Origin of the sequence: Caulobacter sp. NIBR1757 (assembly GCF_027912495.1) — a bacterium.
Lineage (GTDB): Bacteria > Pseudomonadota > Alphaproteobacteria > Caulobacterales > Caulobacteraceae > Caulobacter.
The window spans coordinates 4293781-4305751 of the sequence record NZ_CP115463.1; the positions used below are offsets into that span (position 1 = coordinate 4293781).

Sequence of the window (11971 nt, forward strand, 5' to 3'; positions counted from 1 at the left end):
TTAGGCCGAAAACCCATGTTTTTTGAACCCCGCGCGGCGAATCTGCCACTGTTCTAAGCGCACTGTGTCCGAAAGTGTTCCGTTCGCAGGAAAACACCGACGCACCAATCTGTTACACGACGCCGACGGCGACTTCCGTCGCCACAAACGCCGGATTATCGTCAATATTCTCTTAACTCGAGATCAACCAGCATTACCCGTTTCGGGGCGACAGCGGTCGGCGACATCCCTATATACGCACAACTTTGACCAACGGATGTGACACCGATCAAAACTTTCGCGCACCCTCACAAAAGGTGGGCGGGGCCGGTGGCGCCGGGCGGGTCCAAAGGTTGTGCCGGCTGGCCGGTTGCGGCAAGGGTGAGCCGGTGCGTCAACAACCTCAGAGGACAAGGCATGGCCCTGGACGGGGAGAACATCGACCCTGAGGTGGTCAGCGATTTCGGGGCCGAATGGGCGCGTTTCGATCAGGCCGGCATGGGCGAGGCCGAGACCCAGGCCCTGTTCGACCGCTACTTCGCCGTCTTTCCCTGGGAAAAACTGCCCGCGAACCCGGTCGGCTTCGACCTTGGTTGCGGCAGCGGCCGGTGGGCCAGGCTGGCGGCGCGGCGGGTGGGAACCCTGCACTGCATCGATCCGGCCGAGGCCGCCCTGGCGGTGGCGAAGGAAAAGCTCAAGGACCAGCCGAACGCCGTCTTCCACCATGCCGGGGTGGGCAACCTGCCGCTGGCCGACGGCTCGATGGACTTCGGCTACTCGCTGGGCGTCCTGCACCATGTGCCCGACACGGCGGCCGGCATCGCCAGCTGCGTCGCCAAGCTCAAGCCCGGCGCGCCGATGCTGCTCTATCTCTACTATGCGCTGGACGGAAAGCCGTGGCTGTTCCGGGCCATCTGGCGGGCCTCGGACCTGGTCCGCAAGGTCGTCAGCGCCCTGCCCCGGCCGCTGAAGTTCGCCGTCTGCCAGCTGATCGCCGCTGCCGTCTACTGGCCGCTGGCCCGCACGGCCGGGCTGCTGGAGAAGGCGGGGGCCAAGGTCGACAACCTGCCGCTCTCCGACTACCGGCACATGAGCTTCTACAGCATGCGCACCGACGCCCTCGACCGCTTCGGCACCCGGCTGGAACAGCGGTTCACCCGGGTGCAGATCGACGCCATGATGCGGGCGGCGGGGCTTTCCGACATCCGCTTCCTTGAAGGCCCGCCCTTCTGGTGCGCGGTCGGCTTCAAGGCCTGAACCCTGACCCGATGACCGGCCTGCTGCATGTCCTGCCCCACGACGGCGTCGGCGGCGCCGAGATCGCCGCCCGCCAGGCGGCGCGGGCGGCGCCGGGCGAGGTCACCGTCGCCGTCCTGAGCGGCGGCGTCGAGGGCCCGGCGAGCCCCAACCGCTTCAGCCTCAAGGGCTTTAGCCCCCTCGACCCCGTCGCCGCCATCCGCGCCGGCCTGCTGGCGCTGGACCATCCGGTGGCGGTCTTCTCGCTGTGGAAGTCGGCCCTGGCGATGCTGGCCACCGCCGCCCTCAGCCCGCGGACGCGCCGGGTGCTGTTCCTGCATTCGGACCGCCGGGTGCATCTGGCCGACCGGCTGGCGACCGGACTGCAGGCGCGGCTGGCGCACGAGGTCTGGGCCGATTGCCGGCGCAGCCTCGAGGGCCTGGGCGGGCTGATGCCGGCCGGCAAGGCGACGCGGGTCATCTCCTTCATGGCCGGGCGGCTGACGGCGACGACGCGGGGCGCACCCCGGCCGCGCTTCATCTTCTGGGGCCGGCTGACGCCGCTCAAGCGCATCGACCGGGCCATTGCCCTGTTCGCCGAGATCGCCCGCGACCGGCCGGACGCGATCTTCACCATCATCGGTCCCGACGACGGCAGCGCGGCCGGCCTGCGGGCCCAGGTCGCCGCCCTCGATCTGGCCGACAAGGTCGTCTTCGCCGGCGCAAGGTCGCTCGATGAGATCGCCGCCCTCGCCGCCGATCATGATATCTTCCTGCAGCTCAGCGAGCAGGAGGGGGCGGCCATGTCGTTGATCGAGGCCATGCAGCTGGGCCTGGTCCCGGTCGTCACCCCGGTCGGCGAGATGGGCGCCTATGTCCGCCCCCTGGAGACCGGCGTGGTCTATGAAAACCAGGGCCAGGCCGTGGCCGACATCGGGCGCATCCTGGCGGACGTGCGGCTTTTCGACAGGATCGGCGCCGCGGCGGTCGACCATTGGCGCGATGCACGGCTATATCATGAGGATCTGCTGGTCGGCGCCCGGTCCCTGGCCGGTCGAGGGGAATAGGTCATGTGCGGCATCGCCGGTCTATATGCGGCGCGGGAGCCCGGATTGGTCGGGGAGCCGGCCCTGACCGCCATGCTGGACGCCCTCTATCACCGGGGGCCCGACAGCGCCGGGGTGTGGACCGATCCGGAGGCCGGCATCGGCTTTGGCCAGCGCCGCCTGGCGGTGATCGACCTGTCGCCGGCCGGGCTGCAGCCGATGACCAGCGCCAGCGGCCGATGGGTGATCAACTACAACGGCGAGATCTTCAACTACCTGGACGTCCGCGCCGAGCTGGAAGCCTGTGGCGGCGCGCCGAACTGGCGCGGCCATTCGGACACCGAGGTGCTGGTCGAGGCGGTCGAGCACTGGGGTGTCGAGGGGGCGCTGGAGCGCATCGAGGGCCAGTTCGCCATCGCCCTGTGGGACCGCCAGGAGCGGCGGCTGCACCTGATCCGCGACCGGTTCGGCGAAAAGCCCCTCTATTACGGCTGGGTCGGCGGGACGCTGGCCTTCGGCTCGGAGCTGAAGGCGCTGCGCACCCTGCCGGGCTTTCCGACGGCGATGGATCCCGAGGCGCTGTCGAGCTTCCTGCGCTACGGCTATGTGCCGCATCCCTGGTCGATCTGGCAGGGCGTCCTCAAGCTGCCGCCGGGCGGCCGGATCAGCGTCGGGCCACAGGACGCGGTCGGCGCGCCGCCGCCGGTCATCCGCTACTGGGATCCGGACCAGGCCATCCTCTCGGCGCTCGAGCGGCCCTGGACCGGCGGCGAGGCGGAGGCCATCGAGGCGCTCGACGCCCTGCTGAACCGGACGGTGGGCACGCGGATGATCGCCGATGTGCCGCTCGGGGCCCTGCTGTCCGGCGGCGTCGATTCCTCGGCCATCGTCGCCCAGATGGTCGCCCGTGGCGGCAAGGTGAAGACCTTCACCATCGGCTTCGACGAGGCCGGCTTCAACGAGGCCGAACACGCCAGGGCGGTGGCCGCCCACCTGGGGACAGAGCACACCGAACACTATGTCACCGCCGCCGACTGCCTGGCCGTGGTGCCGAAGCTGCCGTCTCTCTATGACGAGCCCTTCGCCGACGCCTCTCAGATCCCGACCTATCTGGTTTCCCAGCTGGCCCGGCGCGAGGTCACCGTGGCGCTGAGCGGCGACGCCGGGGACGAGATCTTCGGCGGCTACAACCGCTACTTCCACGGCGCCCGGCTGTGGGACAGGGTCGGCGGCCTGCCCCGTCCGCTGCGGGCGGCCGGGGCGGCGGGCCTGCGGAGCCTCTCCCCCGACGGCTGGAACCGGCTGACCCGCGCCTTCGGCGGCGTGCTCCCGGCCGAGCTGACCGGCGGCCGGGCCGGCGAGAAAGCCCACAAGTTCGCCGGCGTGCTGGGCGCGGCCAGCGCCGACGACTACCACATGGGCTTGCTCAGCCAGTGGGCCCACCCCGAGGCCGTCGCCCGGAGCGGGGCGCGCGGCCTGCGGCTGCCGGAAGACCGCCAGCCGCCGGCCCGGCTTGAGGGCTTCGCCCGCCGGGCCATGGCGGTGGACACCCGCAACTACCTGCCCGACGACGTCCTGGCCAAGGTCGACCGCGCCGCCATGGGCGTCAGCCTCGAGGCCCGGGCGCCCTTCCTCGACCGCAAGGTGTTGGACTTCGCCTGGCGCCTTCCGATGGAGATGAAGATCGCCGGCGGCAGCGGCAAGCGCATCCTGCGCCGGGTGCTGGACCGCCATGTGCCCCGCGCCCTGATCGAGCGGCCCAAGCAGGGCTTCGCCGTGCCGGTCGGCCGCTGGATGCGCGGCGAGCTTCGCGACTGGGCCGAGAGCCTGCTCAGCGTCCAGGCCCTGAACCGCGAGGGCCTGTTCAACCCGGGCCCGGTGCGGGCCGCCTGGGATGAGCATGTCAGCGGCCGCCGCGATCATGACCTTCGCCTGTGGTCGGTGCTGTCCGCCCAGGCCTGGGCCCAGGCCCAGCGTGACGCCGTCATCGCGAGCGTGGCGGCGTGACGGACCGGTCGATGACCAGCAGCCCCCTGAAGGGCGTCGCCATCGCCCTGTTCGGCAACACCGACTGGTACCTGTACAATTTCCGTCTGCCGCTGCTGGTCCGGCTGCGCGAGGAGGGCACGCGGCTGATCCTCATCTCGCCGCCCGGGGAATATGGCGAGCGCCTGGCGGCCATGGGCTTCGACTGGCGGCCCCTGCCGATGAAGCGCCGCAGCCTCAACCCGCTGTCCGAGGCCAAGCTGCTGCTGCACATCGCCCGGCTGCTGCGCGCCGAGAAGGTGTCCATCATCCACGGCTTCACCATCAAGCCGGCCATCTACGCCGGCATCGCCGGGCGGATGGCGGGGGTGAGGGGCCGGGTCAGCGCCGTGGCCGGCCTGGGCTTCGTGTTCATCAGCGACAGCCTGACGGCCAGGCTGCTGCGGCCGGTCGTCCGCGCCCTGGCCTGGCTGGCCTTCGGCGGCCGGCGGGCCCGGCTGATTGTCCAGAACCCCGACGACCGCGCCGCCTTCGTCGACCGGGGCCTGGTGCATCCGGCCAAGGTTCACACCATTCCAGGCAGCGGCGTCGACCTGACCCGCTTCCGGATCAGCACCCGGGTCCGCGGCGAGGACGAGCCGCTGAAGGTGCTGCTGGCCGCCCGCATGCTGTGGGACAAGGGGCTGGCGGAGTTCGTCGAGGCCGCCCGCGTCCTCAAGGCCGAGGGCCGCAACATCCACTTCCTGCTGGCCGGCGAGCCCGATCCCGGCAACCCCGCCGCCTGCAGGCCCGAGGACCTGGCCGGCTGGATGGCCGAGGGCCTGGTCGAGCACCTCGGCCACGTCGACGACATGCCGGCCCTGCTGGCCGACGTCGATGTCGTGGTCCTGCCCAGCTACCGCGAGGGCCTGCCCAAGACCCTGATCGAGGCGGCCGGTTGCGCCCGGGCCCTGATCACCACCGACGTGCCGGGCTGCCGCGAGGTGGTCACCCACGATGAGGACGGCCTGCTGGTCAATGTCCGCGAGCACACCGGCCTCGTCGAAGCGATCGCCCGCCTCGACGACGACGCCCACCTGCGCCAGCGCCTGGGCCTCGCCGCCCGCGACAAGGCCCTGCGCCTGTTCGACGTCGAGATCGTCATGGCCCGCACCCTTGGGGTCTATCGGGAGCTGCTGGCCGGGGCGTAGCCGGGCGGCCTTATCGAAGCGGCCCACCATTATACCGCGTATCCGGGGGGGCAAGGCGCGGGCGGCTGGTCAGGCGCTTGAAAACATTGAGGGAAGGGTGGCCGCCGTGTGGGCCGGGGCGCTGTATCTGTAGGGCGGCGCGTAGGCCACAGAGTGGTTGGCTGTGGCCGGAAGTAGGCTTCGATTGCCCGGGCGGGGCTACAATCCGACGGCGGCGATGTCGCCGCGTGTCGCAGCCCGCCGATGAGGCCAAAATCAATATGTCTAGACATATTCATCGGCGCCGGCCGGGGTCGGCCGGCGCCGTGTTGACCTTGAGCGGGCCTCAGACCTGGGCCAGGCCGCCGTCGACGAAGACCTCGCCGCCGGTCATGAAGCTCGAGTCGGAGGAGGCCAGGAAGGCGACCGCCGCCGCCGTTTCCGACGGCTCGCCGATGCGGCCGATCGGGGTGCCGGCCCCGAGGCTTTCGATGAACTCCTCGCCGACCACCTCGATGGCCAGGTCGGTGCGCGTCGGTCCGGGCGACAGGACGTTGACCCGGATGCCCGTGCCCTTCAGGTCCAGGGCCCAGCTGCGGGCCAGGTTGCGGACGGCCGCCTTGCTGGCGCTGTAGAGGCTGAAGCCGGCCGTGCCCATGACGCCGGTGGTCGAGCCGGTGAGGATGATCGAGCCGCCCGCCGACATCAGCGGCAGGGCCTTCTGAACGGTGAGGATCAGGCCCTTCACATTGGTGTCGAAGGTCTGGGCGTAGGCCTCGTCGGTCAGCTGGCCGAGCGCCTCGACGGCCCCCGTGCCGGCATTGGCGAAGACGATATCGACGCCGCCGCGCTCGGCCTTCACCGCCGCGTACAGCCGGTCGAGGTCGGCCGCCTCTGTCACCGATCCCTGCACGGCCCGCGCCTGCGGCCCCAGCTCGGCGACGGCGGCGTCCAGCGGCGCCTGCCGGCGGCCGAACAGATAGACGAACGCGCCTTCCGCGATGAACCGTCTGGCGGTCGCCAGTCCGATGCCCGTTCCGCCGCCGGTGATCACCGCGGTCTTGCCTTGTAGCCTGCTCATGATGTGCTCCTTCATTGAGGTTGCATCTAGCTGGCTAGCCACCCACCTATCGGCAAGTATGCACCTTTTGGTAAGCGCCCTGAAAAATGTCGAACCCGACCTGCACCCCCACCCTGCCCGGTTTCACCTGCGGCCTGGACGCCACGTTGCGCGTCATCGCCGGCAAGTGGAAACCGCTGATCCTCTACTTCCTGGCCCAGGGCGGCCCGACCCGCTACGGCGAGCTGCGGCGGGCCATCCGCGATGTCAGCGACAAGATGCTGATCCAGCAGCTCAAGGAGCTGGAGGCCGACGGCCTGGTCAAACGCACCGACTACCGGGAGATTCCGCCCCGGGTGGACTATAGCCTGACGCCCCTGGGGGTGAGCCTGGCCGGGGCGCTCGTGCCGCTGTGCCAGTGGGGGGAGCAGAACATGGCCGAGGTCACCCGGGTGTTCGCGCGGCGCGCGGCGTGGGCCCGTAAGGGCCGTACAGCCTGATTGCGGCAACGCCAAACAGGTTGATTTGCATTTGGTCCGCCTCAGGGGCCATATGCGTCTAGAGAGGAAGCTGTGCAAACACCGCAACAATGGGTCGAGCTAGGTCGACGTGGAGCATTCACAACGACGCAAGTTGCGGCGTTGATCGGTGCTGAGCCGTCCAAGGTGGCCTCCTGGCTTTCTGGCAGCCCTCCCCTGATCGAGTCCGATCTTCCTACCGTGGCGGGTAGGATTGCCCTGTCTTTTGACGGTCTCGTTGAGGCACGGGCGGTCAGCTATTTGTTGGCTGAAGGCGTTACCCGCCGGCGCCTAGCTAAAGCGATGAAGGCGATGCGCCAACGGTGGGCCGATCCTCACCCCCTCGCTCGGGAACGCCAACTAACGACCGATGGCTCGGCGGTATTTGAACTTCAGGGCGAAAAGATCATCGATCTGTTGACTGACGCCTATCTGCATCCAGAGGTCCTTCGCCCAGCTCTTGCCGGACGTGTCGTCTTCAAGAGCGGGCGTGCTGCTTGGCTTGAGCCTTATCCGGCGGACTTGCCGCTGGTACGGATTGACCCGGCAAGGGCCTTTGGCCGGCCGGTGGTCGTGGAACAAGAGACTGCTGTGCCAACAGAGGTGCTAGCGGCCTCCGCTCAGGTCGATGGGCTAGCGGAGGCTGCGGACTGGTTCAACGTAAGTAAGGGCGCGGTCACCCAGGCCGTGGAGTTTGAACACCGCATCGCTGCTTGACCCTCATTCGCTTCGACGAATGCATAAACCCCCGCATCGTTGGTGCATTGAGGGCTATTGGATTGCCCGACGGTGTGGTGTTGGAAACACCTCAGGAACTCGGTCAGAGGGGCGAACCAGACGTAAATTGGATTGAGGCCTTTGCTGCGCGGGGCGGGCGTCTCTTCGTGTCGGGGGACGGCAACCTGCGCAGAGTTCAGCTTGAGCGAGCGGCGCTAGAGGCGGCCGGGCTAATTGCTGTCTTTCCTGGATCAATGAAGTGGTATGGCAACCTTCGCAGATGGGGGCAGGCGGCTTTCATCACGGCGTGGTTCCCAGCCATCGTCAGACTCGCAGAGGAAGGCGAGGCGGGCACTCACTATCGCCTGCCGCAATCCTTCTCGGGTGAGTTTGACAGCGTAGAGGTGCTGAAATCGCTGGCACAAATTGAGCTAGAGCGGGATGCGAAAATTGCTGCCCGATTGGCGGGGCGCGAGGACAACTAGCTCCTAGTCTTCGCCGATTAGACGTCAGGATTGGGCGCGCTCACTCTGGGAGTCCGTTGGCCGGAAGGGCTCGCCGCCTACCGCGTGATCTTCAAATCGTCGAACCACGCCTCGCCGCTCGCCCGCCCCGCCCCCGGCGATGACAGCGTCAGCCACTGGGCGTTGCAGCCCGCCGGCACCTCCACCGTCCCCGTGAACGTCGTCCAGCCGGTCGTGCCCGACAGGCTGACCCCCGGATCGACGATGGCGACGTTGCGCTCGGCACAGCGGAGGCCCCAGACGAGGGGGCGGGCGGCGGCAATGGCGTCGCCCTTCCAGCGGCCGATCAGCACGTGGCGGCCAGGGGGCAGGGCCAGGAGCTGGCGGGCCAGGATGCCGGGGGGGACGGCGCCGCTGAAGCGCAGGTAGAGGGCCTTGCCCTCGCCGTCGGGCGCGGGGCCGGGTTCGGCGATGACGCCGGTGCGGTCGAAATACTGCCAGTTGAAGGGGGCCGGGCCGGGCAGGCCCTCGAAGCCGCCGTCGTAGGGGTCGGCCAGCTGGGCGACGCCCTCGGGTGGCAGCAGCTGGGCCCATAGCAGGAAGGCGGCCAGATACTGCTCGTCCTTGACCAGGCGGCCGACGACGGCGCCGGTCTCGGTCTCGGTGGGTGGATGCTTGCCCTTGGCCATGGCGGTCAGCACGGTCATGGCCGCGCCGGGGTTGTCGCCGCTCCTGGCCATGTTGATCAGGAAGGCCGAGCGCCAGGGCGGGTCGCCGTCGAGGCGGGCAGCGAGCAGTTCGGCGCCGCCGGGCTGGGCCGCCAGACGGGATAGCTGGGTGGTCATCACCCCGCGCATCGACACCGGCCAGGCGCGCAGCAGGCCGTCGGCGCGTTCGATCGTCTCGGCCAGCCTGCCCGCCTTCAGACGGTCGGCGACCAGCCAGCTGACCGCCGGGATGTCGCGCTTCATGCGGTCGCCGGCGATGGTCATCAGCCGGTCGCGGCGGGCCGGATCGTTGGTGGCGAAGGCCAGGGTGCGGAAGGCGGAGCCCGAGGTCGGATCCCGGCTGAGTGCGGCGAGGGCCAGGCGGCGGGCCGGGCCGGTCTCGCGACGCTCCAGCCGGCGTTCCGCCAGCCGGGCCATGGCCTCGGCGTCGCTTGGGCGCCAGGCAAGGGCCCTGGCCGGGCTCTCGGCCGTCAGGGCGTCGGCGACCGAGCGCTGGACGATCAGGCCGCCGAGGCCAAGGCCGCCGAGCACGAGCACGGCGGCCAGCATCGCATCGCGCCAGGGGAAGACCCGTGCGGGCGGCTCCGGCGCGACCGGCGGCACGACCCGGAGGATCGGCCGTCCGCCGTCCCTGCCGCCATCCCCGCCGACCGGCATGTCCGTCGTCGGCATGGATCAGCCCTTTTGACGGCCCAGCTTCTTGGTGTCGTTGCTGCCGTATTCGTAATTGTAGGCGTAGCCGTAGCCGTATCCGTAGCCATAGCCGTAGCCGGCCGCCTTGAGGCTGAACTTCGACAGCAGGGCGCCGAGGATGCGGGCGTTGCCCAGACCGAGGCGGCGCAGGGCCGCCTTGGCCAGGCCCTGGCGGGTGGTGCCGGCCTCGATGACCAGGATGGTGCCGGCCACCGAGCTGGCCAGCAGCGGGGCGTCGGCCAGGCCCATGACCGGCGGGCCGTCGATGATCAGCAGGTCGAAGTGCTCCTGGGCTTCGGCGATCAGGGCGCGGATGCGGGTGCCGGCCAGCAGTTCGGCCGGGTTGGGCGGCAGCGGGCCACAGGGGATGAAGGCCAGGTTCGGCTGGTCGGTGGCCTGGGCCAGTTCGATCAGGGTGGCCGAGCCGGTCAGGTAGTTGGACAGGCCGGCGCTCGAATCGGCGCGCAGGGTGCGGTGCAAGGACGGGTTGCGCAGGTCGCTGTCGACCAGCAGCACGTTCATGCCCAGCTTGGCGAAGTTCTTGGCCAGGGCCACCGAAGTGGTCGACTTGCCTTCCGACGGCCGGGCCGAGGTGACCAGGATGTTGCGCGGCACGCCCTCGTTGGTCGAGAACTGCAGGGCCGTGCGCACCGAGTAGTAGGCCTCGGAGAAGGAGCTGCGCGGATCGGCCATGGCCTCTTCCGGGGTGACGCCCTTGTCGAGCATCGGGATGGCGCCGAGCAGCGGCATGCCGAGCTTGCCCTCGATGTCTTCCGGAACCTTGATGGTCTCGTCGAGGCTTTCCAGACCGAAGGCGGCGCCGACGCCCATCAGCAGGCCGATGCCGAGCGCGATCAGCAGGTTGATCAGCATGTTGGGCTTGTAGGGACTGCGCGGGGTGACGGCGTCGTCGATCACCGAGACGTTGTTGGCCCCGCCGCCGGCGGTGACGCCGATGTCCTTGAAGCGCTGCAGCAGCCCGTCATAGAGGGTGCGGTTGGTGTCCACGTCGCGCTGCAGGATGGTGTACTGGATCGAGCGGTTGCGCAGGTCCATGACGCCGGACTTCAGGCCGGAGACCTGGCCCTGGAGCTGGCTCTCGGTGTTGCGGGCGGTCTGGTACTGCTGCTGGATCGAGGCGCGGATGTTGCCGGCCTCGGCGTTGATCTGGCGGCCCAGTTCGTCGATCTGGCCCTTGATGGCGACCACCTCGGGGGCGTCGGGCACGAATTTGGTCAGCATCAGCTGGTACTGGCCGTTGAGCGCCGCCTGCTGCTGGCGCAGGGCCTGGATGGTCGGGCTGCCCATCACCTCGGGCAGGCTCATCAGGGCGCCCGACTGGGCCTGGCGCCACTTCTGTTCGGCGGCGATGCGCATGCTCTTGGCCATGCCGAGCGCCGTGTTCATCGACACCAGGTCGGTGGCGGTCAGCGAGGTGCTGGCCGTCTGCTCGGCGCCGCCGCCGCCGGGAGCGCCGCTCGCGGCCGGGGCGGTGACGCTGATGATGCCCTGGCTGGTGGCGTAGTCGTTCAGCGCCCGTTCGGAGACCTCGAGCTTGGTCTTGGCCTCGGCCAGCTTGTCCTGCAGCACCACGCGGGCGTCGGCGGTGGCGTCGAAGCGACGGTCGAGGTTGAAGCCGACGTACTGCTTGGCGAACAGGTTGGCGACGCGCGAGGCGATGGCCGGGTCGGGGCTCTCGTAGGAGATCTTGACCAGCCGCGAGTTGCGCACCGGCTCGATCGAGAGGCCGGCCATCAGCAGGCTGGTGGCCTGGCGCTCGCGGGCGGCCAGGGGGGCGGTCATGTTGGCCGCCGTGCCCTTGCCGCGGCCCAGCAGCTTGTTGATGCCGTCCTTGAAGCCCGAGGGCTTGGACTGGTTCATGAAGGCCGGGTCGTTGGCCAGGTTTTCCTTCTGCACCACCCGCAGGGCCAGCTTGCGGCTCTTCAGCTGTCCGTACATGGTCTGGTAGAATTCGAGGTTGCGGCTGTCGTCCGGCGTCACTTCCTGGATGCCGGTGTAGCTGGCCACCTCGCGATCGATCTGGATCATCGTCGTCGAGCGGTAGATCGGCGTCGTCAACAGGGTGAAGATCAGGCCGAGGATCAGCATCACCCCGACCGCCCCGGCGATGACCAGGCGGTGCTTCACCAGCACATGCCAGTAGGCCAGCAGGTTGATCTCGGGGTTGACCCCCTGTTGCTCGTCGAAGTTGGCCCGGGTGGGAACCAGGCCGCGGCCGCCGGAGACAACCAGCGGCCGGGGCATGGCCGTGGTCATGTAGTTGCGGGCTTCCGGTTCGCCGTCCCGGTGCTCATCGTTGTCGCCGCGCTTCATTGGTCCTCGGAGCCCCTTCGCCGGCCCCTCCCGGGGGCGCG

10 protein-coding genes are annotated in these 11971 nt (G+C 69.3%); 7 read left to right on the forward strand and 3 right to left on the reverse strand.

Annotation, left to right across the window (positions count from 1 at the left end; genetic code table 11):
• Positions 1-396: 396 nt before the first annotated feature.
• From O5I81_RS20590 to O5I81_RS20605, 4 genes are read left to right on the forward strand one after another with little or no spacing between them, the layout of a single operon-like run.
• Entirely contained in the window at positions 397-1236 is an 840-nt protein-coding gene (locus O5I81_RS20590) for a class I SAM-dependent methyltransferase (protein WP_271066735.1), read from the forward strand.
• Between the two features lie 11 nt (positions 1237-1247).
• Positions 1248-2282, forward strand: coding sequence for a glycosyltransferase family 4 protein (locus tag O5I81_RS20595; RefSeq protein ID WP_271066736.1), 1035 nt, complete (start codon positions 1248-1250; stop codon positions 2280-2282).
• A gap of 3 nt (positions 2283-2285) precedes the next feature.
• Positions 2286-4268, forward strand: a complete 1983-nt coding sequence (gene asnB / locus O5I81_RS20600) for an asparagine synthase (glutamine-hydrolyzing) (protein WP_271066737.1) — start codon at positions 2286-2288, stop codon at positions 4266-4268.
• Between the two features lie 11 nt (positions 4269-4279).
• Positions 4280-5437 carry a glycosyltransferase family 4 protein gene (locus O5I81_RS20605; protein WP_271066738.1) on the forward strand — a complete coding sequence of 386 codons (1158 nt, stop codon included), beginning with the start codon at positions 4280-4282 and terminating at the stop codon, positions 5435-5437.
• A 325-nt stretch (positions 5438-5762) separates the two neighbouring features.
• Here O5I81_RS20605 and O5I81_RS20610 read toward each other — a convergent pair whose 3' ends face one another.
• A complete protein-coding gene (locus O5I81_RS20610; protein WP_271066739.1) occupies positions 5763-6497 on the reverse strand; it encodes an SDR family oxidoreductase in 735 nt (244 codons plus the stop codon).
• 86 nt (positions 6498-6583) lie between these two features.
• Here O5I81_RS20610 and O5I81_RS20615 point away from each other — a divergent pair, with 86 nt between their 5' ends.
• The 3 genes from O5I81_RS20615 to O5I81_RS20625 all read left to right on the forward strand — a co-directional run bounded on the left by O5I81_RS20615 (position 6584) and on the right by O5I81_RS20625 (position 8196).
• Positions 6584-6976 (forward strand): helix-turn-helix domain-containing protein, encoded by a 393-nt coding sequence (locus O5I81_RS20615; protein ID WP_271066740.1) that lies wholly within the window; start codon positions 6584-6586, stop codon positions 6974-6976.
• A gap of 72 nt (positions 6977-7048) precedes the next feature.
• Positions 7049-7711, forward strand: coding sequence for a hypothetical protein (locus tag O5I81_RS20620; protein ID WP_271066741.1), 663 nt, complete (start codon positions 7049-7051; stop codon positions 7709-7711).
• A complete protein-coding gene (locus O5I81_RS20625; protein ID WP_271066742.1) occupies positions 7708-8196 on the forward strand; it encodes a hypothetical protein in 489 nt (162 codons plus the stop codon). Before O5I81_RS20620 ends, O5I81_RS20625 begins: the two co-directional genes overlap by 4 nt.
• Positions 8197-8273: 77 nt before the next feature.
• Here the strand turns inward: O5I81_RS20625 and O5I81_RS20630 are convergent, their stop codons facing one another.
• Both O5I81_RS20630 and O5I81_RS20635 read right to left on the reverse strand, forming a co-directional pair.
• Positions 8274-9575, reverse strand: a complete 1302-nt coding sequence (locus O5I81_RS20630) for a hypothetical protein (protein ID WP_271066743.1) — start codon at positions 9573-9575, stop codon at positions 8274-8276.
• A 3-nt stretch (positions 9576-9578) separates the two neighbouring features.
• Entirely contained in the window at positions 9579-11930 is a 2352-nt protein-coding gene (locus tag O5I81_RS20635; protein ID WP_271066744.1) for a polysaccharide biosynthesis tyrosine autokinase, read from the reverse strand.
• Positions 11931-11971 lie beyond the last annotated feature (41 nt).

What these genes read in the sequence shown, in the direction of transcription:
- O5I81_RS20605 (WP_271066738.1), top strand. Translation starts at nt 4,280, where the DNA reads ATGACCAGCAGCCCCCTGAAGGGCGTCGCCATCGCCCTGTTCGGCAAC.
- asnB (WP_271066737.1), top strand. Translation starts at nt 2,286, where the DNA reads ATGTGCGGCATCGCCGGTCTATATGCGGCGCGGGAGCCCGGATTGGTC.
- O5I81_RS20635 (WP_271066744.1), bottom strand. Translation starts at nt 11,930, where the DNA reads ATGAAGCGCGGCGACAACGATGAGCACCGGGACGGCGAACCGGAAGCC.
- O5I81_RS20590 (WP_271066735.1), top strand. Translation starts at nt 397, where the DNA reads ATGGCCCTGGACGGGGAGAACATCGACCCTGAGGTGGTCAGCGATTTC.
- O5I81_RS20615 (WP_271066740.1), top strand. Translation starts at nt 6,584, where the DNA reads ATGTCGAACCCGACCTGCACCCCCACCCTGCCCGGTTTCACCTGCGGC.
- O5I81_RS20610 (WP_271066739.1), bottom strand. Translation starts at nt 6,497, where the DNA reads ATGAGCAGGCTACAAGGCAAGACCGCGGTGATCACCGGCGGCGGAACG.
- O5I81_RS20630 (WP_271066743.1), bottom strand. Translation starts at nt 9,575, where the DNA reads ATGCCGACGACGGACATGCCGGTCGGCGGGGATGGCGGCAGGGACGGC.
- O5I81_RS20595 (WP_271066736.1), top strand. Translation starts at nt 1,248, where the DNA reads ATGACCGGCCTGCTGCATGTCCTGCCCCACGACGGCGTCGGCGGCGCC.